We start from the raw sequence: 25,846 nt of genomic DNA on the forward strand, positions 1-25,846 counted from the left end.
GGACGCCCCTGCCAGCGCCGGCGCTCGCGGGCGCTGCGACGCCCGTGGCCTCCGCCGACCTGCTGTCCGCCGCACGCGGCGCCGGACAGGCACCGGCGAATCCGGCATCGGCCTCCCCGCTCGCGGCCGGCTTGAGCGTGCCGGCCCCCGCAGCGCAGCTCGACCTGCTGCGTGGCACCGGCCCCGCGGGCGCGGCGCCGCAATCCCCCCGCCGCCCCGGCGGCACCGGTGGCGGGGCCGGCCAGCGCGCCCACCGCCGCCACCAGCACGGCTGCGGTCGGCCGCGCCCCCCCACGCGCGATGCGCGCACGCCCGAGGTCGCGCCCATCTTCGAACAACCGGGCGTGCTGACGCCACGCGGCAAATATGTATTCGAACCGGCCCTGCAATATGGCTACTCGTCGAGCAACCGGGTCGCCCTGGTCGGCTATACCGTCATTCCGGCGCTCCTGATCGGCCTGATCGACGTGCGCGAGGTCAAGCGCAACACGACCACCGCCACCGTCACCCTGCGCCGCGGCCTCACCAACCGTGTCGAAGTCGAGGCCAAGCTGCCCTACGTCTACCGCAGCGACGCCACCGTCAGCCGCGAGGTGTTCACCGGCACCGCCGTGGAGCGTGCGTTCGAAACCAGCGGCAAGTCGATCGGCGACATCGAACTGGCCGCGCGCTACCAGCTCAACGACGGCGGCGTCGACAAGCCGTATTTCATCGGCGGCCTGCGCTTCAAGTCGCGCACCGGCAAGGATCCCTTCGAAGTCACCACCGACTGCCAGCGCCGCTGCATCGGCGAGAACATCACCGGCAGCGGCCTGCCGCTGGAGCTGCCGACCGGCTCGGGCTTCTACTCGCTGCAGCCGAGCCTGACCTGGCTGTTCCCGTCCGACCCGGCAGTCTTCTTCGGCAGCTTCAGCTACCTGCACAATTTCAAGCGCGAGGTCTCGCGCACGGTGCTCGGCGGAGAGCAGGAATCGCTCGGCGAGGTGGCACCGGGCGGCGTCATCGGCTTCAATTTCGGCATGGGCCTGGCGCTGAACGACAAGGCCTCGTTCAGCGTCGGCTACGACCACAACTCGGTGGCGCGCACCAAACAGTCCGGACGCACCGTGCCGGGTTCGGTGCGCATGCAGCTCGGTACACTCCTGATCGGCTATTCCTACCGCTTGAGCGACAAGAAAACGCTCAGCGTGGCGGTCGGTGCCGGCCTGACGCGCGATACGCCGGACGTGACGCTGATGGTGCGTGTGCCGATGTCGTTCTGACGCGGCCGGCGGGCCGCCAGCGGCGGGCGCCTACCTCAGTTTGCTGCCACATGGTTGCGGCCAGGCTGTTGTCTTGGCGGTGAAGACAATCGTGTCCGCCGTTTTTCTAGGGTGGCCGGCTGGCTGCCGCCGTTGGTGCGGCCGGTTCAGACGCGGCGGTCGTCGCGTCAAGCGTACCTGGTCCGGCCGGCTGCGGCCCGGCCAGAAACAGCCTGGCCGGTCGCGGCGCGTCAGCGGCGGACGCAATCACCTCACGGAAAAATGCAATCAGGGCAGGGACATGCCTATCGAAGCAAAAGCGGGTCCGCGCCGCTTCGACACGCTCGCGGATCGCGGCAAGCCGCGGCCCGTCACGCAGTTGCTCGGTCAGATCGGCAATGCTGCGGTAAAACACGCCGATGCCGAGTTCCCTGGCCAGGGTTTGCGTAGCCACGATCGCACCAGTATTGTCACGCTGGATCATCGGCAAGCCGGCAGCCGCCAGCAAGGCCATGCGCGCCGGGTAGTTCAGGTCGTCCCAGTTGGCGCGGCGAAGCTCGCCCCGGTTCTCGCTGGCAAAAGCATGCAGCCAGCCGGCGTCGTAGCGGGAAAATTCCTCGCGCCAGCGCGCGCCCTCGACATTCGCGTGCAGGTGCAGGTGGCGCGGCGCCAGCGCCCCGCCTTGTCGATCCATTCGCGCCATTGCCCCTGCGTGAAGTCGCCATAGAAATGCAGGTGCACGCCCTCATGGACCAGCTCGGCCACGGTGTGCGGATGCAGGCCGATCGGCCGCCCCGGCACCACGGTATGGGGCGCGCCGTCCAGCGCCGACAGCCGCGGCGCCGCAGGTCCGTCGAACTGCGCCTGGCGCGGCAGGTCGCCGTCGAGCACGTGGCAGGGCCGCGTTCGCGACAGGCCCGGCACGATGGTATCGAACCAGTCGCGCATCTCGGGGCTGCTGAAGATGCAGCCATCGGCATGCTGGTAGAGCGCGACCAGCTGCGGCCAGGTTCCCTTCTCCAGGCAAATGAACGGTCCCTCCTTGAAATGCCAGACGAAGGGAATGCCGGACGTGGCGAGCATGACCTCGTGCACGAAGGGTACCGCCTGCCAGTTCAGCAGGCCGTAGATGAGGTCGGGCTGGACGCGGGCAATTGCGCCGCGCCAGTCGTCCATGGGCAGGTCCTCGACATGGCCGAAGGGCAGCGGCCCGACGGTGTTGTACCAGTAGGGCTGGCGCGTCCACAAACCGTAGAGCGTATGCCCTGCCTCCTCCAGCGCGAGGATGCGGTCGGCATTGTAGGCAAGTTCGCCAACGAGCAGGATCTTCAGGCCATCGGGCGCGCGTGGCGTTGGCGCCCGCGCACGTGTGCTCTCGTATTGGCTGAGCTCGTCGATGACGTTGCCCCGTGAAGTACGAAAGCGCAGGGGCTCGCGTACCCGGTAATGCTGGCGAAAAGGATTGATGCCACCCAGCGGCTCCTGCATCAGCTTGTGACGCTGGGCCGGATGGTCGACCCACTCGCAACTGACCTGTCCGGTAGCCACGAAACGGCCGAGCGGCCGCAGCCGGTGCCAAAACAATTGCTCCAGGTCGTCGGATTCAAATCCGCTACGCTCGGTCCAGCGCACTGCACAGCGCCGGTGCAGGCATTGGACGAGCTGCAGCCAGCTGTCGGGGATTTGCCCTGCGGCGTGGCGGTTATAGCTGTGGCGCAGGCCGGAATACGCCAGTATCGCACCGGGGTCCCCATCGAGCGCCGCGCACAGCTGCGCCAGGTGGTCGCGGTAATGGACATCGTCGCTGGGCAGGTAGGCCACCATGGACGCCCGCGCCATCTCGAGCCCGAGGTTAAGCGACTTGCCCAGCCCTTCGTTGCGCTCGTGGCGCACATACCGCACGCGCGGATCGCCGCGCCACGGCGCCAGCGCCGCGCGCGTTGCCGGGCTGGAGCCGTCGTCGATGACGATGACTTCCCAGTCGGCCAGCGTTTGTGCGAACAGGCTGTCCAGCGCCCGCGGCAGGAAGGCTGCCTGCTCGTAGGTCGGCATCAGGACGCTCACGCGTGGGATCGCTGTCGTCATCTGGCGCCCTCGCTGCCATTGGAAGCCCTGGCTTGCATTGGCGCCTGGCGCTGCATGAGGGGTAATGCGGTATGGTGCATGGCCGGCCTCGGGATGGATGACCTGTCCAGCTTAGAGCTGGGTGACGTCGACGGTTTGCGAGGAATCAGGCGTGCCTGGGGAACTGTTCAGTTGCTTGTGGCTCGGCCTTGACAGGCTGAGCTGTCGTGTGGGGCATGCGACGATGCTTATCGTTCGTTCGCGCTGCACGCCGCAAAAGAAACGGGCCCTCAATGAAGGGCCCGTTTCGACATTCTGGAGGCGAGGACAGGAATCGAACCTGTCTGAACGGCTTTGCAGGCCGTCGCATAACCTCTTTGCTACCTCGCCAGAACCAAGAATACAGCTGCCGAGCTGGCGAGCTTTGTGGCGGATCAATGATGGACGAGCTTGGTCGATGTGGGAGCCAGAAATGCAAAAATCGCCGGCGGGCGGCGATTTTCTGCTTGCATTCTGGAGGCGAGGACGGGAGTCGAACCCGTCTAGACGGCTTTGCAGGCCGCTGCATAACCGCTTTGCTACCTCGCCGGAGGATTAGGTACAACTGCCGGGCTGGCGGGTTATTTGCCAACACAACATGAGAAGCAATTGCTTTCTCGCATTCTGGAGCGGGAGAAGAGTCTCGAACTCTCGACCTCAACCTTGGCAAGGTTGCGCTCTACCAACTGAGCTACTCCCGCTTAGGAGTTACTGCCATTCATACACGCCGGTTCGAGAACCTGGAGCGGGAGAAGAGTCTCGAACTCTCGACCTCAACCTTGGCAAGGTTGCGCTCTACCAACTGAGCTACTCCCGCTTGGAGTGTGTTACCGCACCTGCATTACTGCTGCTCCAAACTGGAGCGGGAGAAGAGTCTCGAACTCTCGACCTCAACCTTGGCAAGGTTGCGCTCTACCAACTGAGCTACTCCCGCATGCTGGAAACATTGATTATCGCAGAAATTGTGACAACTTCCAAGACAACCGGTACTGCTGAGTTATCGTCGACTTCAGTGCAAACGTTGGAGCGGGAGAAGAGTCTCGAACTCTCGACCTCAACCTTGGCAAGGTTGCGCTCTACCAACTGAGCTACTCCCGCTTTGTCTGTCGTTTGCTGCGATGTCGTCGCAACAGGCAAGCATTATAGATGATCTGATCCGTACGTCAAGGATGACGAAGAAGTAATCTTACAAATTCCCGCTTTTTTCCTTGATCAGCGGCCACGCGCGGCGCAGATAGTAGAACATCGACCATACCGTCAGCACGCCGGCCACCCACAACAGGATCTCGCCCCAGTAGTGCATATCCAGGCCGAACAGGCGGTCATGGAACAGCAGCATCGGGATCGCCGCCATCTGCGCGGCAGTCTTGACCTTGCCCAGCGAACTGACGGCAACGGACTTGCGCGCGCCGATCTCGGCCATCCATTCGCGCAGGGCCGAGATCGTGATCTCGCGGCCGATGATGATGAAGGCGATGACCGCATCCACACGCTGGAGCTGGATCAACATCAGCAAGGCGCCGGCGACCATCAGCTTGTCGGCAACCGGATCGAGGAAAGCGCCAAAGGCCGAGGTTTCGTTCCAGCGCCGCGCCAGGAAGCCGTCGAACCAGTCGGTGATCGCAGCAACGATGAATACGAGCGTCGCCGCCAGGTTCTGTTCGGGACGCGTCAGCCAGTGTTCGGGAAGATAGTAGACGCCGACAACGAGGGGAATGAGTGCTACACGTAACCAGGTCAGGAGAATCGGGATGTTAAAAGGCATAGAGGTTGAACTGGTTTACCGTTAAAAAAGCGTGCGCCGCTAGTCTACATGGGTATTGCCTTTTGAACCAGTTCAGCTCGGCGGTAGCGAACGGGGCATGGATGCCGGCGATGGCGCAAGGTAGACGGCTCTGCCCGGATGTATGCCTGTCGATAGCGCATCCGCCGCGCATCACCCGCCAATGATACGCCGCGATAGTTCGGGCGGTGGTTGAACGCGTGGGCGGCGCATACGCACGCGAAGCGCACACAGTCGGGCGGAGCCGCCCACCCTGCGGTCAATGCAACTGCCGATAGATCTCTTCGGCGAGCGTACTCGAGATGCCTTCCACCGACATCAGGTCCTCCACGCTGGCGTCGACCACGCCGCGCAGGCCGCCGAAGCGGGCCAGCAGGCGCTGGCGGCGCTTGGCGCCGATGCCTTCGATCTCTTCCGGGCGCGAGGCCTGGCGCGTCTTGGCACGCTTGGCGCGCATGCCGGTGATGGCGAAGCGGTGCGCCTCGTCGCGGATCATGGCCACCAGCATCAGCGCGGCCGATTCCTTGCCCAGCTCACGGGGCGCGCGGCCGTCGGCGAAGATCAGGGTTTCCAGGCCCACGCGGCGCGCCTCCCCTTTCGCCACGCCGACGATCAGCGAGATATCGAGGCCCAGCTCCTCGAACACCTGGCGCGCCATCTCGACCTGGCCCTTGCCGCCGTCGACCAGCACGATGTCGGGCACGACGCCCTCGCCGTTGGCCACCTTTTCGTAGCGGCGCGTCAGTACCTGGCGCATGGCGGCGTAATCGTCGCCCGGGGTGATGCCGTTGATGTTGAAGCGGCGGTACTCGCCGTTCTGCATCTGGTGATGGTGGAAGACCACGCATGAAGCCTGGGTGGCCTCGCCCGCCGTGTGGCTGATGTCGAAGCATTCGATGCGCAGCGTGTCGAGGTCCTCGCTGTCGAGATGCAAGGTATCGGCCAGCGCGCGGGTGCGCGCCTGTTGCGAACCCTGCTCGGACAGCAGGCGCGCCAGCGAAATCTCGGCGCCCTTGCAGGCCATCTCCAGCCACTGGCGGCGCTGCCCCTGCGGCTGGAAGATCAGGTTGATGCGGTGGCCGCACTGCTCGGCCAGGGCGCTGATCAGCTCGGGATGGTCGAACTCGACGTTCAGGACCAGGGTGCCCGGGATGAACTGGCCCGAGTAATGCTGGGCGAGGAAAGCGGCCAGCACTTCGACCTCGATCGGCTCTTCGCCGAGCGATTCACCGACGTGCGACGGAAAATAGGCGCGGTCGCCCAGGTGGCGGCCGCCACGCACCATCGCCAGGTTGACGCAGGCGCGGCCGCCCTGCACCAGCACGGCGATGACGTCGACGTCGGCGTCGCCCACGTTTTCCATGCTCTGCGCGTGCAGCACCTTGGACAGCGCCTGGATCTGGTTGCGCACGCTGGCCGCCTGCTCGAACTTCAGCTCCATCGCATACGACTGCATCTTCTGCTCGAGGTCTTCCAGCACCTCGCCCTGGCGTCCGCGCAGGAAGCGCGCGGCATTGTCGACGTCGCGCTTGTAGTCTTCCGGCGCGACCAGGTCGACGCAGGGCGCGCTGCAGCGGCCGATCTGGTGCAGCAGGCAGGGACGCGTGCGGTTGGCATACACGCTGTCCTCGCAGGTGCGCAGCATGAACACCTTCTGCAGCAGCTGGATCGATTCCTTGGCGGCCCAGGCGCTCGGGAAGGGACCGAAGTACTGGTTCTTCTTGTCCAGCGCACCGCGGTAGTAACCCATGCGCGGCGCTTCGCCGCTCGAGATCTTGATGTAGGGGTAGGACTTGTCGTCGCGAAACAGGATGTTGTAGCGCGGCTTGAGCGTCTTGATCAGATTGTTTTCCAGGATCAGCGCTTCGGCTTCGCTGCTGGTGACCGTCGTTTCCAGGTTGGCAATCTGCGACACCATCATCGCGATGCGCGGGCTCGACAGGTTCTTCTGGAAATAGCTCGAGACGCGGTTCTTCAGGTTGCGCGCCTTGCCGACGTAAAGGACGTTCCCATTGGCGTCGAAATAGCGGTACACGCCCGGCAAGCCTGGCAGCTTGGCGACGGTTTCCAACACGCGTACACGCGCCGACTCGCTCGGCTTCACCGGTTCCAGGGCGTCTTCCCTGAGCGTTGCTTTCAATTCTTCTTTCATCGCCTGCCAACTGTCCGGCCGCGCGCGCGGCGCGGGCACGGCCTTGTCCTGGGTCCTGGTGGCGCGAGTACGGGCCTTCTTGCGCGCCGCGGCCGGCATCGCCGCGCCGCCAGCGGCCACATAGGCCACCGCCTCGTCCACCAACTGCTCATCCCGCGCAGGCAAGCCCGCGTCGGGTACTGGAACTTCCTTGCCCACTGGTGCTTCGCTTGTCTGTTACTTCGCCGGGTCCTGGGTGACGATCACGAAAGCGACGCCGTAATCGGCCTCGTCGCTGATCGTCACCTGTGCCGTCAAACCGTTCTGGCGCATGAATTCTTCGAGGGCCCCGCTGCAGACGATGGTCGGCTTGCCGCTCGGGGCGTTGAGCATCTGCATCGAGCGCCAGGTCATGGGCATGCGCATCCCCAGGCCAATCGCCTTCGAGAACGCTTCCTTGGCCGAAAACCGGGTGGCCAGGAAGCGCAGCCCGCGCACCGCGTTCTTGGCGCTGCGGGCATGGTATTTTTCAAGCTCCTGCGGGCCCAGGATCTTTTCGGCGAAACGCGGGCCGCTGCGTGCGAGGGCCGCCTCGACACGCGAGATCTGCACGATGTCGGTGCCGATGCCATAAATCATTTCGCCCCCTCCTTCATTGCGTCCCCAGCGACACGCCCAGGCGCGCCGCGACCATGATCGCCTTCATCTCGCGCACCGCGTTCTCCCAGCCGGCGAACAGCGCGTGAGCGACGATCGCGTGGCCGATGTTCAGCTCCGCGATGTCGCGGATGGCCGCCACGGGCTGCACGTTGGTGTAATGCAGGCCGTGCCCGGCGTTGACCACCAGGCCATGCTTGACGCCGGCGGCGACGCCGACCTTGATGCGTTCCAGTTCCGCGGCCGCCTCGGTGCCTTCGGCCTCGGCATAGCGCCCCGTGTGCAGCTCGATCACGGTCGCGCCCGTGCGCGCCGCGGCCTCGATCTGCGCGGCGTCGGCATCGATGAAGAGCGAGACGCGGATGCCCTCGCCTTTCAGCTGCTTCACGGCCGCTTCCACCTCCTTGAAGTAACGGATGACGTCCAGCCCGCCTTCAGTGGTCACTTCCTCGCGCCGCTCGGGCACCAGGCAGACGTCCTGCGGCCTTACCTGGCAGGCGAAATCGATCATCTCCTGCGTCACCGCCGCTTCCAGGTTCATGCGCGTGGCCAGTTGCGGGCGGATCGCCAGCACGTCGGCATCCTTGATGTGGCGCCGGTCCTCGCGCAGGTGCAGCGTGATCAGGTCGGCGCCGGCCTGCTCGGCCAGCAAGGCCGCGCGCAGCGGGTCGGGATAAACAGTGCCACGCGCGTTGCGCACGGTGGCGATGTGGTCGATGTTCACGCCCAGGTCGATGACGGGGCCGACAGGTTGCAGGAAGCTCATGGTTTTTAGAAGTTTATAACTGCATCAGGTCGATCAAAATCTGGCGCGTATTGAGCGGCACGCCGCCCAGGTGATGCGCCAGCAGGAAGCGCATCAGCTGCTTGCTCTGGCTCTGCGTTGCCGGGTCGCCGTAATCCTCGCGCTCCATGTCCAGCAGGGTCTTGCCGGACACCACGGGCCAGACATCGGACACGCGCGCCTCGCGCGCACCGCGTTCCGGATCGACCACGTAGTCGCTCGTGGCCTGCACCACCTCACGCGTCGTCGTCGAGCGTCCCAGGTCGGCGGCCACGCCCGTTTCCTTAAGTAAGGCCCTTTCGAACTTTCGCAAGGCAATTTGCGCCGGTTCGTCGTGGGCCAGCTCGTTCAAGGTCGAAATATAGTGATCGAACAGGGCGCGGTGCGGGTCGTCGCGTGCCAGCAATTTCACCAGCAGCTCGTTCAGGTAGAAACCGCACAGGAGCGCCGTACGTTCCAGCGGCAGCATGCCACCCACCCATTCGGCATCGATCAGGGTGCGCAGTTCTGACTTCCCGCTCCACGACACGGCCAGCGGCTGGAAGGTCTGCAGCACGCCGCGCAACTTCGACAGCGGCCGCTTGGCGCCCTTGGCGACGACCGCGATGCGCCCATGGTCGCGCGTAAACAGGTCGACGATGAGGCTGGTTTCCTTGTAGGGATAGCTGTGCAGCACGAACGCCGGCTGGCCGTTGACGCGGGTATCGCGCACGGGGGTGCGGCTGCGGCGCGCGCAGCCGCCACCGGCGCCTGCGGGGGCACCGGTGCGGGGACTGGCAGGGGCGCACTGCCCCCGTTGTCGGTATCGAGGTCGGTATCGGGGGGCGTCATGCGTGGGGGTGGTCCTCCGGCTGCGGCTTACTCGTAGCCGTAGGCGCGCAGGCCCGCTTCGTTGTCGGCCCAGCCAGACTTGACCTTCACCCAGATCTCCAGGTACACCGGTCCGCCAAAGAGCTTTTCCATGTCCAGGCGCGACTGCGTCGAGATCTCTTTCAGGCGCGCTCCCTTGTTACCGATAATCATCGATTTATGGGTGTCGCGCTCGACCAGGATGGCGGCAAAAATGCGCCGCAGGTTGCCTTCTTGCAGGAACTGCTCGATGAGGACAGTGCTGGTGTAGGGCAGTTCGTCGCCCAGCAGGCGGAACACTTTCTCGCGCACGATTTCCGCTGCGAGGAACTTCTCGCTGCGGTCGGTGATGTCGTCCGGGCCGAAGACAGGCGGGTTTTCCGGCAGGTGGTTGCGGATCTCGCGCTCGAGCGAGTCGATCTGGAAGCGCAACTTGGCCGAGACCGGCACGATGGCCGTGAAGTCGCGCAAAGCGGCCACTCTCTGGGCGAAGGGCATCAGGGTCGCCTTGTCCTTCATGTGGTCCGACTTGTTGATGACCAGGATCACCGGCACGTTTTTCGGCAGCAGGTCCAGCACTTGCTGGTCGGCCGGGCCGAAGGTGCCGGCCTCGATGACGAACAGGACAACGTCCGAGGCCGTCAGCGTGTTCGAGACAGTCTTGTTCAGCGTTTTGTTCAGTGCATTCGCATGACGCGTCTGGAAGCCCGGTGTATCGACATAGATAAACTGGGCATCGTCGACGGTCTGGATGCCGGTGATGCGGTGGCGCGTAGTTTGCGCCTTGCGCGAGGTAATCGACACCTTGGCGCCGATCAGCTGGTTCATCAGGGTCGACTTGCCCACGTTCGGACGGCCGACGATGGCGATGTAGCCGCAGCGGAAGCCCGCGGTCGCGGCGCCGGCGGTGCCGCGCTCGCTGAAGAAAGCGTTCAGGTCGGCGCCCGCTGCATCCTCCACGGCCTCGCCTGCGTCGTCGGATTCCGTATCGGATTCGTCGTGCTTGCCAGGCTGGTGCGCGGCGGCATGTTGCTCGGCGGCGGCTTCGGTGGCTTCAGCGGCTGGATGTTTCTCGGCCGGGCCGGTGTCGGCGGGCTGGGTATCGGATCGGGTGTTCATAATATTGCTGGGCTCGTTCATGCGTGTTTGGTGGGCGCGGCGGCTGGCGCAGGGCTTCCCGCCGCGTCGTCGCCCTGGATGGTGGCAATGCCTGCCAGCTTCAGCTGGGCGGCACGCGGCTTGGCCTTGCGCGCCGAGGCCGGGGTCTTGCGCAGGGCCTGTTCGGCGACCTCGAGCGCCAGGCGCGCCGCCGCCTGTTCGCCGGCACGGCGGCTGCCGCCGCGGCCGAACACCGGATGCCGAGCTTGGGTACCAGGCATTCGATCTCGAATTCCTGGTTGTGGGCGGCGCCATGGGTGGCGATGACGTTGTAGGTCGGCAGCGAAATTTTGCGGCTCTGCAGGAACTCCTGCAGCAGGGTCTTGGCGTCCTTGCCCAGCGTGCGCGGGTCGACCGTGTCGAGCAGCGGAATGTAGAAGGCGCGGATCACGTCGCGCGCGGCATCGAAGCCGGCATCCAGGAAAATCGCGCCCAGCAGCGCCTCGAGGGTGTCGGCCAGGATCGAGGGACGGCGAAATCCGCCCGACTTGAGCTCGCCTTCGCCCAGGCGCAGGAATTGCGACAGTTCGAGTTTCTGGGCGATTTCGTAGAGCGACTGCTGCTTGACGAGGTTGGCGCGCAGGCGCGACAGGTCGCCCTCGTCGAGGTTGTTGAAGCGCTCGTACAGGATCGAGGCCACGACGCAGTTGAGGACCGAATCGCCGAGGAATTCCAGGCGTTCGTTATGCAGACTGCTATGGCTACGATGGGTCAGGGCCTGCTGCAAGAGGCCAGCGTCCCGGAACGAATACCCTAAGCGAGTTTGCAGTAACTGAAGATTCATTATGATTAATTGTAGTACGAGCGCGGCGCCGGCGGCGCCGCTTGCCCGCTGGCGCCGAGCGGCCGCTTGCGGAGCATCGATGGTGCAACCCGCGACACGCCAGCGGCGCCCCGCCCATAGCAATGCTTGCCAGCATGGCGCGCCGGCCGCGCGGAGGCGTCGCGCTTACGTATGGATGAGCACGCCGGTGCGCCTGCACCGGCGTGCGGCGAATCACTCGGCCTTGGCCGCCACCACGCCGCTCGGGTCGGTGGTGCCATCGTAATCGATGACGATGGAGATCCGGTCGGTGAACGGAATGCGCTTCTCGTAGGCGAAGCTCAGTTCCGGGGTGTCGCCATCGCGGGTGATCACGACGTCCTGTCCGCGGACGGCTTCGACGTTGTTGACTTCCGCGTACTTGTCGAAGGTCTTCTGCATGTCGCGCACGGTACCGCCCGCGGCCTTGGCCCGGACGATGCCGTCACGCACTGCGCGAAATTCGATATAGGACGGAATGATCTTGATCGCGACCACGGCGAAGGCGGACAGCACCGCCAGCACCAGGATCAAGCCGGTCAGGGAAATGCCGCGCTGCCTGCTGAATAAAACCTGTTTCGGTTGCTGCATCGTTTCTCCTTGGCGAAGCCGGGGCCTTACTTGATGCCGCCGATGCGCTTCGGATCGCCGAAGTTCATCCAGACCAGGAAGGCCTTGCCGACAATGTTTTTATCCGGAACAAAACCCCAGTAACGGCTGTCCGCGCTGTTGTCGCGGTTGTCACCCATCATGAAATAGTTGCCCTTCGGTACGATACAGGTAAATTTGTCGTAGGAATAGTCGCAGGCCTCGCGGTTCGGGAAATTCTCGACGGCACCCAGGTCGAAGGGACGGCGCGATTCCGAATTCAGGATACGGTGTTCGGCACCCGGCAGCTTCTCGATGAGCTGCTTGTGGTAGACCGGGCGTTCGTCGTCGAGGTAGTCGTCCAGCGGCGTGTAGTCGACCGGCTTGCCGTTCACCGTCAGGCGCTTGTTGTCATAGACGATGGTGTCGCCCGGCACGCCGATGACACGCTTGATGTAATCCTGGCTCATGTCCTTCGGATACTTGAACACCATCACGTCGCCGCGCTGTGGATCGTTGATCTCGATGATCTTCTTGTTGATGATCGGCAAGCGGATACCGTAGGTGTATTTATTCACCAGGATCAGGTCGCCGATCAGGAGCGTCGGCACCATCGAGCTCGACGGGATCTTGAACGGCTCCCACAGGAAGGAACGCAGCACGAACACGAGTGCGATGACGGGGAAGAAACTGCCGGAATACTCGATCCAGGTCGGCTGGCGCAGGTTGGCTGCCTCGATGGCCGCGCGATTCGCGTTATTGTCGACCTTGATGCCGTTTGCCGTCAGCTTGGCATTGCGGGCATCGTATTCGGCCAGCGCCGCATCGGCCGCGGCGCGGCGGCGCCTGGCCAGTACGAAAACGTCGAGACACCAGATAAGGCCCGTGACCACCATGGCCACGAACAGGATGAGCGCAAAATTCCCCAGGATCGGTTGCAGGTTCATTTATCTTCCACTTGAAGGATGGCGAGGAAGGCTTCCTGTGGAATCTCCACCGAACCAACCTGTTTCATGCGTTTCTTACCGGCTTTTTGTTTCTCAAGCAGTTTCTTCTTACGGCTGATGTCGCCGCCATAGCACTTGGCCAGCACGTTCTTGCGCAGCGCCTTGACGTTTTCGCGCGAGATGATGGTGGCGCCGATCGCCGCCTGGATCGCCACGTCGAACATCTGGCGCGGAATCAGTTCGCGCATTTTTGCCGCCACCTGGCGTCCGCGGTAAGGTGCGTTGGCGCGGTGCACGATGATGGCCAGCGCATCGACCTTCTCGCTGTTGATCAGCATGTCGACTTTCACGACGTCGGCGGCGCGGTTTTCCTTGAACTCGTAGTCCATCGAAGCATAGCCGCGCGAGGTCGACTTCAGGCGATCGAAGAAGTCGAGCACGATTTCCGCCATCGGGATTTCGTAGTGCAGTTTCACCTGGCGGCCATGGTAGGCCATGTCCATCTGGACACCACGCTTGCCGTTACACAGCGTCATCACCGAGCCGACATATTCCTGCGGCATGTACAGGTTGACGTCGACGATCGGCTCGCGCACTTCGTTGATCTTCGACGGTTCCGGCATCTTCGACGGGTTGTCGACGCGGATGATGGAGCCGTCGCGCATCTCGACTTCGTACACCACGGTCGGGGCCGTCGTGATCAGGTCCATGTCGAATTCGCGCTCGAGGCGTTCCTGCACGATTTCCATGTGCAGCAGGCCCAGGAAGCCGCAGCGGAAGCCGAAGCCCAGCGCCTGCGACACTTCCGGCTCGTACATCAGGGCGGCGTCGTTCAGTTTGAGCTTTTCCAGCGAGTCGCGCAGGGCGTCGTACTGGTTCGCTTCCACGGGGAACAGGCCGGCGAAGACCTGCGGCTGGACTTCCTTGAAGCCCGGCAGCGGCGCGGGTGCCGGACGGTTCGCCAGGGTGACGGTGTCGCCCACCTTGGCGGCGGTCAGTTCCTTGATGCCGGCGATGACGAAGCCGACCTGGCCGGCGGAGAGGGTGGGCAGCGAGACAGAACGCGGCGTGAACACGCCGATGTTTTCCACCAGGTTCACCGATTCGGTGGCCATCAGCAGGATCTTGTCTTTCGGACGCAGCGTGCCGTTCACCACGCGCACCAGCATCACGACGCCGACATACGGGTCGTACCAGGAGTCGACGATCAGGGCCTGCAGCGGTGTATCGACGTCGCCCTTCGGCGGTGGCACGCGTTTGATCAGGTCTTCCAGCACGTCTTCCACGCCGAGGCCGGTCTTGGCCGAGCAGGTGGTCGCTTCCGACGCGTCGATGCCGATGACGTCCTCGATTTCCTTCTTGGCGTTGTCCGGATCGGCGTGCGGCAGGTCGATCTTGTTCAAAATCGGCACCACTTCCACGCCCAGGTCGAGCGCGGTGTAGCAGTTGGCGACCGTCTGCGCTTCCACGCCTTGCGACGCGTCGACGACCAGCAGCGCGCCTTCGCAGGCGGACAGCGAGCGCGAGACTTCATAGCTGAAGTCAACGTGGCCGGGGGTATCGATCAGGTTCAGGTTGTAGGTCTGGCCGTCGCGCGCCTTGTACTGCAGGGCCGCGGTCTGCGCCTTGATGGTAATGCCGCGCTCGCGCTCCAGGTCCATCGAGTCGAGCACCTGCGCGTCCATTTCGCGATCCGACAGGCCGCCGCACAGCTGGATGATGCGGTCGGCCAGGGTCGATTTGCCGTGGTCGATGTGGGCGATGATGGAGAAGTTACGTATGTTGTTCATTAACAAAGCTCAAAACCAAAAAGGGGCGAAACCGCCTGCGCAATACGAAAAAGGCGCTTCGTGTGGGGCTGGTCTTCCCCAGGCGAGCGCCTTCGATGCATCAAAGCTCAACGTGTAAGCCCATGTACCAGGGACCAACGCTTTTCCAAACCAGGCATTTTACCGGATTTCAGGTTAGAAAGCCCGGATTATGAGGGAGGGGTGGCCGGCTGCGGCTGTTTTGTGCCCGAGGGTGGGTTTTGCGAGGGAATAAACCAGAGGACGCAGGGTGGGCACGGGGCGGCTCGGCGGCCACGCCCACCCTGGAGCGGATTGACGCGTCGTCTATCCTACGCGGGGATGCCCGCGAGATAGTTGCGCACTGCCGCCTCGTCGAGGAAGTAATGGCACAGCTCGGGCTCGTCGAGCCGGCCGTACAGCACCGGCACCAGCTCGTCGAAGCGTTCGACCAGGGCCGGGTCGGCATCGACATCGATCACGTCGACCTGGAACGCTGCCCCTGTTGGCGCGAGCGCCTGCAGGGCGGCGAGCATGTCCTCGCACAGGTGGCAGTAGCTGCGCGAGTACAGGGTAAATGGCGGCACCGGCCGGGTCACTTCGCTGCCGCCGGCTTCACGACCAGGTACTGGGTCGCGTTATCGCGCCGCACCAGCACGGCAACGCTCTTCTTCGGATCGAGTTTGGACGCCAGCGCATTGAACTGGGCCGTATCCTTGATCTCGACATTGTTCATCTGCAGGATCAGGTCGCCGGCACGGATGCCCGCCGTGGCCGCCCTGCCCTCGGACGACTCGACCATGACGCCGCCCTCGATGCGCAGCTGGCGGCGCTGCTCCGGCGTCAGGTTCGACACATGCAGGCCCAGCGCATTCGGCGCGCCACCAGGCACGGCCTTGTTCGGCTGCGGCTTGGCGGCGGCCGCCTTTTTCTTCCTCGAGCTCGACGATCGTCACCGGCACGTCGAGCTGGGCGCCGCGGCGCCAGACGGTGACGGTCGCGCGGGTGCCGACCTTCGTCGCCCCGACCAGGCGCGGCAGGTCGCGGGTGGTGTCGATCGGCTGGCCATTGAAGCGCAGGATGATATCGCCGACGCGGATGCCGCCCTTCTCGACCGGCCCGCCCGGCTCGACCATCGACACTTCCGCCCCCCGCGCGCCTTGCCCAGGCCCAGCGACTCGGCAACGTCGCGCGTGACTTCGCTGATCTGCACGCCCAGGCGGCCACGGGTGACGTGGCCCGTCTTCTTGAGCTGGTCGGCCACGCGCATCACCTCGTCGATCGGAACGGCGAACGAGATGCCGTTGTAGGCACCCGACAGGGTCGCGATCTGCGAGTTGATGCCGATGACTTCGCCGCGCATGTTAATGAGCGGACCGCCCGAGTTGCCGGGATTGACGGCGACGTCGCTCTGGATGAGCGGCAGGTATTCGCCCGTATCGCGCGACTTGGCCGAGATGATGCCGGCCGTCACGGTATTGTCGAGGTTGAACGGAGAACCGATCGCGATCACCCACTCGCCGACACGGATCTTGCTCGAGTCGCCGGTGCGCAGGTAAGGCAAATTGGACGCGCTTACTTTCAGCAGGGCGACGTCGGAACGGCGGTCGGAGCCGAGCACCTTGGCCTTGAACTCGCGGCGGTCGGTCAGGGTGACGGTCACTTCGTCGGCGCCTTCGACCACGTGGGCGTTGGTGAGCACATAGCCGTCGTCGGAAATGATGAAGCCGGAACCGACGCCGCGCTGGACCTCTTCTTCCTGCTGCTGCGGCTGGGGCGAGCGCCGGCGCGGAATCGGCTGGCCGAAGAAGCGGCGCAGGAATTCCTGCATCTCTTCCTCGCCCGGACCGCCCTGCCCGAGGCGCACCTTTTCGGTGGTGCGGATGTTGACGACGGCCGGCCCGGCCTTGTCGATCAGGTCGGAGAAATCGGGCAGGCCGGTCACGACCGGGGTTGGCACGGGTGCCGCCGCCAGCGCCGGGGCCGGCAGGGACAGGCCCGGGGATACACCGGCACACGCCGACAACAGGGCCGACAACACTACGCTCGCAGTTTTGCTTGTCATGGGAGTCAAGAGTCAGGGACGGGAATTGACGTTATGGTAAGCCAAAAACCGCCCGCTTGTCGCGCAGGCCGCTGGGATGGCGCGATGGATTGAATGAGCCTGCCGGATCCGAAGGGAGGGCAGCAGCCCAGCCGGCGGAGCCAGCCGCGCCTGCACAGGGCGGAGAGCACGGGCAAGGGCGAGAAATGCGCGAAACGCGCAGGGATGGGGAGACGTGGTCTCCGCATCGGCGCGCGGCGGTGCGCATCGATGCGGAGCGAAGGCGCGCGGGGCGGCAATCCGCGGCGCCGGACGCGCGAGTCAGGACGCCTGAGTCAGGACGATGGCGACGATGCGGACCAGGGCCGCCGGCGCGCCAAGCTCGGCCTCGAGGCTGCCGGCGCGCTGGCCGTGCAAGGGCTCGGCGGCAAGGCGCGCAGCCAGGCGTTCGGAAAAGCCGGGGGAAAGGTCGATCGACGCTTGCGCGCGCAGCGTATCGCCGATCCGGTGGTACACTTCCCACGCTTGCTGACCGTCATCGGTGCGCAGGGCAAGGGAAGCCAGTTCGAGGTCTTCCTTCGGCAAGGCGCCGTCGGCAAGAGCTGAAATGTGCTCGCGATTCTTTTTCTTGGTGTCCATCGGTGGTTCCATCACGGTAGCCGTGTGATCAAATATGCCCTGGTTTTAGAACGCCGACCATTCTTCCGCAGCTTGCAGCCGTCTCGCCCCCCCGCGGAGCGATATGTGATTGACGGCGTGCTTGCCGTGGAGCTGCTGTCAGGCGCTCTCAATGCGATCATCGCTACCTACCGACGTTTGTCACCCGGAAAATCGAGCAAAGGCTTCAATTTTTCTGCAATGACTTCGCGTGCGCGAAAAATCCTGCTGCGCACCGTGCCGATCGGGCACGCCATCACTTCGGAGATTTCCTCGTAGCTCAAACCCTCAATTTCTCGCAATACAATCGCTGTCCGCAATTCCAGCGGTAGCGCTTCCATCGCGGCATTGACCGTATACGCGATCTGCTTGCTTGCCAACACCGACTCAGGTGTATTAATGTCGCGCAAGCTGTCCGCATCGTCAAACGCTTCAGCACGTTCCGTATCTGCCTCGGTAGAGGTCGGTGCGCGCCTGCCCTGTGTGACGAGAAAATTCTTGGCTGTATTGATTCCAATTCGATACAGCCACGTGTAAAACGCCGATTCGCCGCGGAAGTGGCGCAATGCCCGGAATGCCTTGATAAAGGTTTCCTGCACCACGTCTTCGGCTTCGGCAGGGTCGTGCACGAGGCGCGACACCAGGCGCATCAGCCTGCGCTGATACTTTGCCACCAGTAGATCGAACGCCCGCCGGTCACCGGCCTGGACGCGTTCAACCAGCAGTTGATCACCCTCGCGTTCTGTCGTCACTGACCGTGTCCCGTTAACCGCAGCAGACCTTGGGGACTCGGACAACCCGCCCTGCGTCGGATATTCAGGAGCCAGACCTGGCGATGCGCGCCGTTTTTATTCTGACTGGCGGGCTCTGTGCCCACACCCAAACTCCTCCCGCTCGCTGGTTTCCCGAGGTGCCCCTTGTCTAAGAGTTGGCCGGCTGCAATAAGTTCAAAGTATTTCGTTCGTCGTTGCCTCAGGCCCAAGGCGCCCGCACAAGGTGCCCACCGCGACCCGCAAGGCCTGAAAATCGCCCGCCGCCAGGCTGTCGCGCAGGACCGGCACCACCCGCGTGCCACCGTGCCCATCGCCCAGCCGGAGCAACATCAGGCGCGGCCAGACCAGCGTTCCGGGCAAGAGCGTGACGACGATGCCATCGGGCGCCACCGGATCGGCTCCCATCTCCTGTTGTACCGTCAGGCGCATCGCACCGGTTCCAGATACATCAATCTGGTGCGGCTTTGTCGCGCTAACGCATCCGTACAGCAAGAACGACGCTGCAAGCAGGAAAAAGGCCGCGCACAAGCCGGGGTAAGCGATGCGCGAAAGCATCGCCGGCACGGCCACCGCGCAGGCGAACTGCAGGAGCGCGAACAGGCCGAGGCAGGCGCGCAGCTGGCGCGACGGTGCCACGTGCACGGACACGGCGATGGACATGAATGAAGGAAATACGGAAGGAAATGCGGAACGCCTGCCGGCGCGCGGGCTGCGGCAGGGTCAGGCGCCCACTCCCTTTGACAGGAGCGGGCGCGGCAGGTTCAAACCTTGGAGAAGATCAGGGTACCGTTGGTACCGCCGAAGCCGAAGGAGTTCTTCACGGCGTAGTCGATGCGCATGTCGCGGGCGGTGTTCGCCACGAAATCGAGATCGCAGGCCGGATCCTGGTTGAAGAGGTTGATGGTCGGCGGCGAGACCTGGTTCTTGATCGCCAGCACCGTGAACACCGACTCGAGGCCGCCGGCGCCGCCCAGCAGGTGGCCGGTCATCGACTTGGTCGAGTTGACGGCCAGTTTGCCGGCGTGGTCGCCGAAGGTCCGCTTGATGCCCTGCACTTCAGCCAGGTCGCCCAGTGGCGTCGAGGTACCGTGCGCGTTCACGTAGTTGACCTGGTCCGGATTGATGCCGGCATTGGCCATCGCCGAGACCATGCAACGGCTTGCGCCGCTGCCGTCTTCCATCGGCGCCGTGATGTGATTGGCATCGGCACTCATGCCGAAACCGACCAGCTCGGCGTAGATCTTCGCGCCGCGCGCCTTGGCATGCTCGTACTCTTCCAGCACCATGACACCGGCACCCTCGCCCAGCACGAAGCCGTCGCGGTCGCGGTCCCAGGGACGCGAGGCCGTTGCCGGATCTTCATTGCGCGACGACAGCGCACGTGCCGAGGCGAAACCGCCCAGGCCCAGCGGCGAAATGGTCGACTCGGCACCGCCAGCGATCATCACGTCGGCATCGCCGTATTCGATCAGGCGGCCGGCAGCGCCGATGCAGTGCAGGCCGGTGGTGCAGGCGGTGACGATGGCCAGGTTGGGACCACGCAGCCCGAACTTGATCGAGAGGTCGCCCGAGATCATGTTGATGATCGACGCCGGCACGAAGAACGGGGAAATACGGCGCGGACCGCGCTTGTCGTACTCGTCCTTCTGTTCCTCGATCCGCGGCAAGCCGCCAATCCCGGATCCGACCATCACGCCGATACGGTCGCGGTTTTCATCGGTCACTTCCAGGCCGGAGTCCTGCAGTGCCTCGATGCCTGCCGCCATGCCGAAATGGATAAACGTATCCATGTTACGGGCTTCCTTGGCGGGAATGACATCCTCGATGTTAAAGCCCTTGACCTCGCCCGCGAAGCGGGTCGAGAACGGCTCGGCATCGAACTTGGTGATATTGGCAATGCCCGACTTGCCGGCCAGCGCCGCGCTCCACGCATCGGCAATGTTATTGCCGATGGGTGAAACGCAGCCCAGTCCGGTAATGACGACGCGGCGGTTGCGTGAACGGCTCAAGCGATTCTCCCGAAAACGAAAGTCAGCTTAGGCCTTGACGTGCGCCGTGGCGTAGTCGATAGCCTGCTTGACGGTGGTGATTTTCTCGGCCTGCTCGTCAGGGATTTCCATTTCGAACTCGTCTTCCAGGGCCATCACCAGTTCGACGGTGTCCAGGGAATCGGCGCCGAGGTCGTCAACGAACGAGGACTCGATTTTGATGTCGGCTTCTGCAACACCCAGTTGCTCAGCGACGATTTTTTTAACGCGTTGTTCGATATCCGACATGTTATGGCTCCATTAGGTATGTGTTGCGGAAAGTGCGCGCATTTTATCAGGTTTGCGCGCTGAAAAACTATTTTCGGCGTCTGACGCTAATTCAGCCGAAACGTCTGTTAAAAGATGAGATTCCACCGGGAACGGATGACCTTATTCTACGATCATACCCGTCCTGTCAGCGCACCCATCAATTCACAGGTTTAATTCATGTACATGCCGCCGTTCACGTGCAGCGTGGTACCGGTGACATAAGCGGCCGTCGGGCCGGCCAGGAAGGCGACCGCATGGGCGATATCCTCGGGCTGGCCAAGGCGGCCCAGCGGAATCTGGGTCAGCAGCGCTTCGTGCTGGCCTTCGCCCAGGCCTTTGGTCATGTCGGTATCGATGAAGCCCGGAGCGACGCAGTTGACGGTGATGTTGCGGCTGCCGATCTCGCGTGCCAGCGCACGGGTCATGCCGGCCACGCCGGCCTTGGCGGCGGCATAGTTCATCTGGCCCGGGTTGCCGGACGATCCCACCACCGAGGTGATGTTGATGATGCGGCCATGTTTGGCCTTCATCATGCCGCGCAGCACCGCGCGCGACAGGCGGCCGACGGCCGTGAGGTTGGTCGCAATGACGCTGTCCCACTCCTCGTCCTTCATGCGCATGGCCAGGTTGTCCTGGGTGATGCCGGCATTGTTGACCAGGATCGAGACGCTGCCGAAAGTCTTTTGCACTTCGTCGATCAGGGCCGTGCAGCGTGCCGCGTCGGTCACGTCGAGGACCAGGCCCTGCCCGCCGAATTCGGCCAGGTAGGCGCCGATGGCTTCGGCGCCGGCGGCGCTGGTGGCGGTGCCGACGACCTTGGCGCCCTGGCGGGCCAGTTCGAGTGCGATGGCCTTGCCGATGCCGCGCGAGGCTCCGGTGACGAGGGCGACTTGGTTCTGCAGATTCATGTGATTCCTGTTCTTAACGATGACAACGGGTGGCGCTTCACGCGCCCTTGATGCTTTCAAGCACGCGTTCGAGCGAGGCCTGGTCGACCAGCGCGTCGCCCATCAAGACCGGATCGATCCGCTTGGCCATGCCGATCAGCGTCTTGCTCGGGGCGCATTCGATGGTGTGCGTGATCCCGGCGGCGGCCATTTTCTGCATGATCTCGACCCAGCGTACGGGGCCGGCGGCCTGGCGCACCAGGGCGTCCTTGATCGCTTCCGGGTCGGTGGCGATGGCGACATCGACATTGTTGATCAAATCGATGCGTGGCGCATGGAATTCCAGTTTTGCCATGTAGTCGCGCAGGCGGTCGGAAGCAGGTTTCAACAGCGAGGAGTGGAAGGGCGCCGACACCGGCAGTTTCATGGCACGCTTGGCGCCCTTCGATTTCGCCAGTTCGCAGGCACGGTCGATCGCGCCCAGGTGGCCGGCGATCACGGTCTGGGTCGGCTCGTTGAAGTTCACGGCTTCCAGCACCTCGCCCTGCGCTACCTCCTGGCACAGCGCGCGCACCGCGTCGGCATCGATGCCGAGCACGACGGCCATGCCGCCCTGCCCGACCGGTACCGCTTCCTGCATCGCCTGGGCGCGGAAGCGCACCAGCGGCACGGCATCCTTGAAGTCGATCACGCCGGCGGCGACCAGGGCCGAGTATTCGCCCAGGCTGTGGCCCGCCACCATGTTCGGGGTCGGACCGCCAGCGGCGATCCAGGCACGGTACACGGCCACGGCCGCGGTCAGCATCACGGGCTGGGTATTGGTGGTGAGGTCGAGTTCTTCCTTCGGGCCTTCGGCGATCAGGCGGCCCAGGTCCATGCCCAGGGCGTCGGATGCTTCGCGCACGGTCTGCTCCACGACCGGGTTGCCGGCGAAGCCGTTCAGCATGCCAACCGCTTGCGCGCCCTGGCCGGTAAACAGGAATGCGAATTTGCTCATCTTATTGTTTTCCTTGTAAAAATCGTGCAAAAGCGAACGCAGGCAGCGCGCGCGTGGCGGGCCGCCCTTTCGCGGGCCGCCCTTTCGCGGGCCGCCTGTTCTCCGGTCCGCAACTTACATGCGGGCGAGCACTGCGCCCCAGGTGAAGCCACCGCCGACGCCTTCCATCAGGATGTTGTCGCCTGCTTTGATACGGCCATCGCGCACGGCAAGGTCGAGCGCCAGCGGAATCGAGGCGGCCGAGGTGTTGCCATGCTCGTCGACGGTGACGACCATGCGTTCAATCGGCAGGCCCAGCTTCTTGGCCGTGCTCTTCATGATGCGGATGTTCGCCTGGTGCGGGATCAGCCAGTCGACGTCGGCGGCCTGCAGGCGGGCGGCGTCGAGTACCTCGGCGGCCACTTCCTCGAGCACATGGACTGCGAGCTTGAACACGGCCTGGCCATCCATGTGCAGGAAACCGCTGTTGGCCGCGCCCTGGATGCCAGGCGGAATCGACAGGATGTCGGCATGGGCGCCATCGGCATGCAGGCGGGTGGCCAGCACGCCCGGCTCTTCCGAGGCACTCATCACCACGGCGCCGGCACCGTCGCCGAACAGCACGCAGGTGGTGCGGTCCTCGAAATTGAGGATGCGCGAGAACACTTCCGCGCCGATGACGAGCGCGTTGCGGTACATGCCGGCGCGGATGTAGGCGTCTGCCGTGGCGACCGCGTACACGAAGCCGCTGCACACGGCCTGCACGTCGAAGGCGGCGCACTTGTTCTCGATACCGAGTTTGCGCTGGACGACGCAGGCGGTGCTGGGGAAGCTGCCCTGGAAGTCAGGGGTGGAACTGGCGACAAGGATCAGGTCGATCTCGCCAGGCTGCTTGCCGGCCATCTCGAGCGCGCGGCGAGCAGCCTCGACGCCGAGGTCGGACGAATTCTGTCCGGCCGCGGCGTAGTGGCGCGCGGAAATGCCGCTGCGCGAGCTGATCCACTCGTCCGAGGTTTCGATGCCTTTTTCTGCCAGCTGCGCAGCCAGCTCGTCGTTGGTAATCCTGCGTTCCGGCAGGTAGCTGCCGGTGCCGATGATTTTGCTGTAGACAGTCATTGCGTCTCCACCCTTGGTCAAGCGTGAATCAAACCTGGCGCTGTGCGTCAGGAGTCTCTGGCATGAGTTCGGCGATCATCGCCGACAGTTGCTCTTGTACATTGTATTTCGCCGCATCAAATGAACGTTTGATCGCCCACTCGAAGGCATACGCATTCGCGCCGCCGTGGCTCTTGAACACCAGGCCCTTCAGGCCCAGGAGACCGGCGCCGTTGTAGCGTTCCGGGTTCAGCTTCTTCAGTGCACCGCGGGCGATCAGCGCCCCCAGCATCGACAGCAGGCTGCTCTTGAACACCGACTTCATGTAGCGCGACAGGCCTTCGATGGCTTTCAGCGTGACGTTGCCGACGAAACCATCGCAGACGACGACGTCCGCCGTGCCCTTGAAGATGTCGTTGCCTTCGACGTTGCCGTGGAAGTTCAGGGCGCCGCGTTCGTGGTCGGCGCGCAGCAGGCTTGCCGTGTTCTTCACGACCTCGTTGCCCTTGATCTCTTCCGTGCCGACATTGAGCAGGCCGATGCTGGGCTTGCGTCCTTCCATGGCCGCGAACAGGACCGAACCCATGATCGCGAACTGGTGCAGGTGGTGCGGCTCGCAGTCGACGTTGGCGCCGAGGTCGAGCATGTAGGTCGGGCCGTTCTTCTGGTTCGGCAGGATCGAGCAGATGGCCGGGCGGTCGACGCCGGCCATGGTCTTCAGGACATAGCGCGATACGGCCATCAGGGCGCCCGTGTTGCCGGCCGAGACGCAAGCGGCGGCGCTGCCGTCCTTGACCAGCTCGACCGCAACGCGCATCGAGGAGTCCTTCTTGCGGCGCAGGGCCACTTCGACGGGGTCGTCCATGGCCACCACTTCCGAGGCGTGCTTGATGGACAAACGGGGATTGTTTTCCGCGTGATGTTTCTTGAGTTCCGCGCGCAGCGTGTCTTCGAGGCCGACAAGGATCAGCTCGGCTTCAGGCTGCTGCTTCAGGAAAGAGAGGGCTGCAGGAATCGTAACGGAAGGACCGTGGTCTCCGCCCATGCAGTCGATGGATATTTTAATTGTCATCTGGGGTAATACCGCGGCTCACGCAAGGCGGGCGGCTCGATGCATGCGCCCGATGGCGCCATGCCGGCTTGGAAAGGCAGCCGTGATGCTGCGCAAGAATGTGCAGCCGATAATAACGAAACGGCGAAATAAAAAGCGGCGCCACGCACTCAACATACGTCGCACCGCTTTCATGGTACAGAAAAACAAGACGGCGATTACTCGTCGTTCTTGGTCTTCAGGACTTTGCGACCACGGTAGAAGCCGTTCGGGCTGATGTGGTGACGCAGGTGGGTTTCACCGGTGGTTGGCTCGACTGCCAGGTTAGGTGCAACCAGGAAATCGTGCGAACGGTGCATGCCGCGCTTCGATGGGGACTTCTTATTCTGCTGAACTGCCATGATGACTCCTAATACTAAAGTTCTAAAATTCTAACACATTCGATTTGCAAACAACATGCGCATCGAGTATCCCACCGGCAATCTTACGACCGCCGACCTGTTTGAAACGCTGCCTTGACATACTCGACTGTGCACGCGTTTGACACGTTTCTGACGTACTGCTACTGCAAACTGCTGGAACTGCTTATTCGGATTTCAGGCTCTTCAAGCCCGCGAAGGGCGATACCTTTTCAGACTTCAGTGTGTCCAACAGCGTAGTGTCGGGACATTGCACATGTTTCGGTGCCTGCGGCAGGGCCAGCAGGGCTTCGTCCTCGAGCAGCTCGCGGATATCGGCAGCGTGGCTGCCGACGATCACGTCGATGCTTTCGTCGTCGAGGACCTCTTCCATGCCGTCCGCTTCCTCGTCGTCGCGTCCCAGCACCAGCTGGGTCGACGAATCGATACGGTAATCGAACGGGGTCAGGCAACGCTGGCATACCAGCTGGACCGTACCTGCCACCGACAAGGTCATCGTCGGATAGCCTTGCGGGGTCGTGCCGCCGTCGATCGCCCAGGCGATCTCGCCGCTGGCATTGGCGCAATCGGCGGCGAGGCGGGTCATCTCGGCAACCGGGGTAGTCCCTTCGCGATGGCCGTTGTTACGGCAGAACTCAAAGGCGTCGATGACAAAAGCGCTCATTGCAGAAAACGTCCCCGGAAAACCTGCGATAATAACAGGGTTATCCCCACGCAGTCAAAGACTTGGCGCGTTTTTTTGGGAGTCGCGGCCGTGACTGTTGCAGTGTGGCGTTCGGCGTCGCCGGCGCTTGCCCGCATGTCATCGTATCCATCG

24 protein-coding genes, 6 tRNA genes and 2 pseudogenes are annotated in these 25,846 nt (G+C 63.7%); 1 reads left to right on the top strand and 31 read right to left on the bottom strand.

Annotated features, from left to right (window positions below; all coding sequences use genetic code 11):
- Positions 1–44 precede the first annotated feature (44 nt).
- The gene (locus G4G31_RS18975; protein ID WP_229425112.1) at positions 45–1,262 is read left to right on the top strand and encodes an acetate kinase; all 1,218 of its coding nucleotides are present in this window, start codon (positions 45–47) and stop codon (positions 1,260–1,262) included.
- Between the two features lie 106 nt (positions 1,263–1,368).
- Here G4G31_RS18975 and G4G31_RS24630 read toward each other — a convergent pair whose 3' ends face one another.
- From G4G31_RS24630 to G4G31_RS19125, 31 genes and pseudogenes are all read right to left on the bottom strand, one after another.
- Positions 1,369–1,755, bottom strand: a complete 387-nt coding sequence (locus tag G4G31_RS24630; protein ID WP_202033657.1) for a hypothetical protein — start codon at positions 1,753–1,755, stop codon at positions 1,369–1,371.
- Positions 1,756–1,769: 14 nt separating this feature from the next.
- Positions 1,770–3,326, bottom strand: a complete 1,557-nt coding sequence (locus G4G31_RS18980) for a glycosyltransferase family A protein (RefSeq protein ID WP_202033659.1) — start codon at positions 3,324–3,326, stop codon at positions 1,770–1,772.
- Between the two features lie 295 nt (positions 3,327–3,621).
- Positions 3,622–3,695 (bottom strand) — tRNA-Cys (locus G4G31_RS18985).
- A 124-nt stretch (positions 3,696–3,819) separates the two neighbouring features.
- A tRNA-Cys gene (locus G4G31_RS18990) sits at positions 3,820–3,893 on the bottom strand.
- Positions 3,894–3,969: 76 nt separating this feature from the next.
- Positions 3,970–4,045, bottom strand: a tRNA-Gly gene (locus tag G4G31_RS18995).
- A gap of 40 nt (positions 4,046–4,085) precedes the next feature.
- Positions 4,086–4,161, bottom strand: a tRNA-Gly gene (locus G4G31_RS19000).
- A gap of 41 nt (positions 4,162–4,202) precedes the next feature.
- Positions 4,203–4,278 (bottom strand) — tRNA-Gly (locus G4G31_RS19005).
- 88 nt (positions 4,279–4,366) lie between these two features.
- Positions 4,367–4,442 (bottom strand) — tRNA-Gly (locus G4G31_RS19010).
- 88 nt (positions 4,443–4,530) lie between these two features.
- The gene (pgsA, locus tag G4G31_RS19015) at positions 4,531–5,109 is read right to left on the bottom strand and encodes a CDP-diacylglycerol--glycerol-3-phosphate 3-phosphatidyltransferase (protein ID WP_182988939.1); all 579 of its coding nucleotides are present in this window, start codon (positions 5,107–5,109) and stop codon (positions 4,531–4,533) included.
- Between the two features lie 277 nt (positions 5,110–5,386).
- Complete coding sequence (gene uvrC, locus G4G31_RS19020) at positions 5,387–7,378, bottom strand: excinuclease ABC subunit UvrC (protein WP_229425640.1); 1,992 nt, start codon at positions 7,376–7,378, stop codon at positions 5,387–5,389.
- A 117-nt stretch (positions 7,379–7,495) separates the two neighbouring features.
- Positions 7,496–7,897, bottom strand: coding sequence for a holo-ACP synthase (acpS, locus tag G4G31_RS19025; protein ID WP_182988940.1), 402 nt, complete (start codon positions 7,895–7,897; stop codon positions 7,496–7,498).
- Positions 7,898–7,910: 13 nt separating this feature from the next.
- Positions 7,911–8,681 carry a pyridoxine 5'-phosphate synthase gene (locus G4G31_RS19030; protein WP_182988941.1) on the bottom strand — a complete coding sequence of 257 codons (771 nt, stop codon included), beginning with the start codon at positions 8,679–8,681 and terminating at the stop codon, positions 7,911–7,913.
- A 13-nt stretch (positions 8,682–8,694) separates the two neighbouring features.
- Complete coding sequence (gene recO / locus G4G31_RS19035) at positions 8,695–9,624, bottom strand: DNA repair protein RecO (protein ID WP_229425641.1); 930 nt, start codon at positions 9,622–9,624, stop codon at positions 8,695–8,697.
- Positions 9,558–10,667: a GTPase Era gene (gene era, locus G4G31_RS19040; protein ID WP_229425113.1), complete on the bottom strand. Its 1,110-nt coding sequence runs from the start codon at positions 10,665–10,667 to the stop codon at positions 9,558–9,560. Before era ends, recO begins: the two co-directional genes overlap by 67 nt.
- A 67-nt stretch (positions 10,668–10,734) precedes the next feature.
- Positions 10,735–11,490: pseudogene (gene rnc / locus G4G31_RS19045) on the bottom strand (ribonuclease III); the annotation flags it as partial.
- Between the two features lie 213 nt (positions 11,491–11,703).
- On the bottom strand, positions 11,704–12,099 hold the full coding sequence (locus tag G4G31_RS19050) for a DUF4845 domain-containing protein (protein WP_182988943.1): 396 nt from the start codon (positions 12,097–12,099) through the stop codon (positions 11,704–11,706).
- Between the two features lie 26 nt (positions 12,100–12,125).
- Positions 12,126–13,043: a signal peptidase I gene (gene lepB / locus G4G31_RS19055; protein WP_182988944.1), complete on the bottom strand. Its 918-nt coding sequence runs from the start codon at positions 13,041–13,043 to the stop codon at positions 12,126–12,128.
- Complete coding sequence (lepA, locus tag G4G31_RS19060; protein WP_182988945.1) at positions 13,040–14,833, bottom strand: translation elongation factor 4; 1,794 nt, start codon at positions 14,831–14,833, stop codon at positions 13,040–13,042. The genes lepB and lepA overlap by 4 nt, the downstream gene beginning before the upstream one ends.
- A 329-nt stretch (positions 14,834–15,162) precedes the next feature.
- The gene (locus G4G31_RS19065; protein ID WP_229425642.1) at positions 15,163–15,366 is read right to left on the bottom strand and encodes a glutaredoxin family protein; all 204 of its coding nucleotides are present in this window, start codon (positions 15,364–15,366) and stop codon (positions 15,163–15,165) included.
- 59 nt (positions 15,367–15,425) lie between these two features.
- Positions 15,426–16,895: pseudogene (locus G4G31_RS19070) on the bottom strand (DegQ family serine endoprotease).
- Positions 16,896–17,195: 300 nt separating this feature from the next.
- A complete protein-coding gene (locus tag G4G31_RS19075; protein WP_182988947.1) occupies positions 17,196–17,513 on the bottom strand; it encodes a sigma-E factor negative regulatory protein in 318 nt (105 codons plus the stop codon).
- A 167-nt stretch (positions 17,514–17,680) separates the two neighbouring features.
- Entirely contained in the window at positions 17,681–18,283 is a 603-nt protein-coding gene (rpoE, locus tag G4G31_RS19080; protein WP_182988948.1) for an RNA polymerase sigma factor RpoE, read from the bottom strand.
- Between the two features lie 195 nt (positions 18,284–18,478).
- Positions 18,479–18,964 (bottom strand): hypothetical protein, encoded by a 486-nt coding sequence (locus G4G31_RS19085; protein ID WP_182988949.1) that lies wholly within the window; start codon positions 18,962–18,964, stop codon positions 18,479–18,481.
- A gap of 101 nt (positions 18,965–19,065) precedes the next feature.
- Positions 19,066–20,313, bottom strand: a complete 1,248-nt coding sequence (gene fabF, locus G4G31_RS19090; protein WP_182988950.1) for a beta-ketoacyl-ACP synthase II — start codon at positions 20,311–20,313, stop codon at positions 19,066–19,068.
- A 27-nt stretch (positions 20,314–20,340) separates the two neighbouring features.
- A complete protein-coding gene (gene acpP, locus G4G31_RS19095; RefSeq protein WP_020653257.1) occupies positions 20,341–20,580 on the bottom strand; it encodes an acyl carrier protein in 240 nt (79 codons plus the stop codon).
- Positions 20,581–20,771: 191 nt separating this feature from the next.
- The gene (gene fabG / locus G4G31_RS19100; RefSeq protein WP_182988951.1) at positions 20,772–21,509 is read right to left on the bottom strand and encodes a 3-oxoacyl-ACP reductase FabG; all 738 of its coding nucleotides are present in this window, start codon (positions 21,507–21,509) and stop codon (positions 20,772–20,774) included.
- Positions 21,510–21,546: 37 nt separating this feature from the next.
- On the bottom strand, positions 21,547–22,485 hold the full coding sequence (fabD, locus tag G4G31_RS19105) for an ACP S-malonyltransferase (RefSeq protein WP_182988952.1): 939 nt from the start codon (positions 22,483–22,485) through the stop codon (positions 21,547–21,549).
- Positions 22,486–22,599: 114 nt separating this feature from the next.
- Positions 22,600–23,580, bottom strand: a complete 981-nt coding sequence (locus G4G31_RS19110; RefSeq protein ID WP_182988953.1) for a beta-ketoacyl-ACP synthase III — start codon at positions 23,578–23,580, stop codon at positions 22,600–22,602.
- Between the two features lie 28 nt (positions 23,581–23,608).
- Positions 23,609–24,631 carry a phosphate acyltransferase PlsX gene (plsX, locus tag G4G31_RS19115; protein ID WP_182988954.1) on the bottom strand — a complete coding sequence of 341 codons (1,023 nt, stop codon included), beginning with the start codon at positions 24,629–24,631 and terminating at the stop codon, positions 23,609–23,611.
- A gap of 197 nt (positions 24,632–24,828) precedes the next feature.
- Positions 24,829–25,011: a 50S ribosomal protein L32 gene (gene rpmF, locus G4G31_RS19120; RefSeq protein ID WP_028104096.1), complete on the bottom strand. Its 183-nt coding sequence runs from the start codon at positions 25,009–25,011 to the stop codon at positions 24,829–24,831.
- Between the two features lie 184 nt (positions 25,012–25,195).
- Positions 25,196–25,693, bottom strand: a complete 498-nt coding sequence (locus G4G31_RS19125) for a DUF177 domain-containing protein (RefSeq protein ID WP_182988955.1) — start codon at positions 25,691–25,693, stop codon at positions 25,196–25,198.
- Positions 25,694–25,846 lie beyond the last annotated feature (153 nt).

The organism is Massilia sp. Se16.2.3, from assembly GCF_014171595.1.
Lineage (GTDB): Bacteria > Pseudomonadota > Gammaproteobacteria > Burkholderiales > Burkholderiaceae_D > Telluria.

Coding starts and splice junctions, on each gene's coding strand:
- G4G31_RS24630 (WP_202033657.1), bottom strand. CDS start 1,755: ATGGCCTTGCTGGCGGCTGCCGGCTTGCCGATGATCCAGCGTGACAAT.
- G4G31_RS18980 (WP_202033659.1), bottom strand. CDS start 3,326: ATGACGACAGCGATCCCACGCGTGAGCGTCCTGATGCCGACCTACGAG.
- pgsA (WP_182988939.1), bottom strand. CDS start 5,109: ATGCCTTTTAACATCCCGATTCTCCTGACCTGGTTACGTGTAGCACTC.
- uvrC (WP_229425640.1), bottom strand. CDS start 7,378: ATGCCGGCCGCGGCGCGCAAGAAGGCCCGTACTCGCGCCACCAGGACC.
- acpS (WP_182988940.1), bottom strand. CDS start 7,897: ATGATTTATGGCATCGGCACCGACATCGTGCAGATCTCGCGTGTCGAG.
- G4G31_RS19030 (WP_182988941.1), bottom strand. CDS start 8,681: ATGAGCTTCCTGCAACCTGTCGGCCCCGTCATCGACCTGGGCGTGAAC.
- era (WP_229425113.1), bottom strand. CDS start 10,667: ATGAACACCCGATCCGATACCCAGCCCGCCGACACCGGCCCGGCCGAG.
- G4G31_RS19050 (WP_182988943.1), bottom strand. CDS start 12,099: ATGCAGCAACCGAAACAGGTTTTATTCAGCAGGCAGCGCGGCATTTCC.
- lepB (WP_182988944.1), bottom strand. CDS start 13,043: ATGAACCTGCAACCGATCCTGGGGAATTTTGCGCTCATCCTGTTCGTG.
- lepA (WP_182988945.1), bottom strand. CDS start 14,833: ATGAACAACATACGTAACTTCTCCATCATCGCCCACATCGACCACGGC.
- G4G31_RS19065 (WP_229425642.1), bottom strand. CDS start 15,366: ATGCTCGCCGCCCTGCAGGCGCTCGCGCCAACAGGGGCAGCGTTCCAG.
- G4G31_RS19075 (WP_182988947.1), bottom strand. CDS start 17,513: ATGGACACCAAGAAAAAGAATCGCGAGCACATTTCAGCTCTTGCCGAC.
- G4G31_RS19085 (WP_182988949.1), bottom strand. CDS start 18,964: ATGTCCATCGCCGTGTCCGTGCACGTGGCACCGTCGCGCCAGCTGCGC.
- acpP (WP_020653257.1), bottom strand. CDS start 20,580: ATGTCGGATATCGAACAACGCGTTAAAAAAATCGTCGCTGAGCAACTG.
- fabG (WP_182988951.1), bottom strand. CDS start 21,509: ATGAATCTGCAGAACCAAGTCGCCCTCGTCACCGGAGCCTCGCGCGGC.
- fabD (WP_182988952.1), bottom strand. CDS start 22,485: ATGAGCAAATTCGCATTCCTGTTTACCGGCCAGGGCGCGCAAGCGGTT.
- G4G31_RS19110 (WP_182988953.1), bottom strand. CDS start 23,580: ATGACTGTCTACAGCAAAATCATCGGCACCGGCAGCTACCTGCCGGAA.
- plsX (WP_182988954.1), bottom strand. CDS start 24,631: ATGACAATTAAAATATCCATCGACTGCATGGGCGGAGACCACGGTCCT.
- rpmF (WP_028104096.1), bottom strand. CDS start 25,011: ATGGCAGTTCAGCAGAATAAGAAGTCCCCATCGAAGCGCGGCATGCAC.
- G4G31_RS19125 (WP_182988955.1), bottom strand. CDS start 25,693: ATGAGCGCTTTTGTCATCGACGCCTTTGAGTTCTGCCGTAACAACGGC.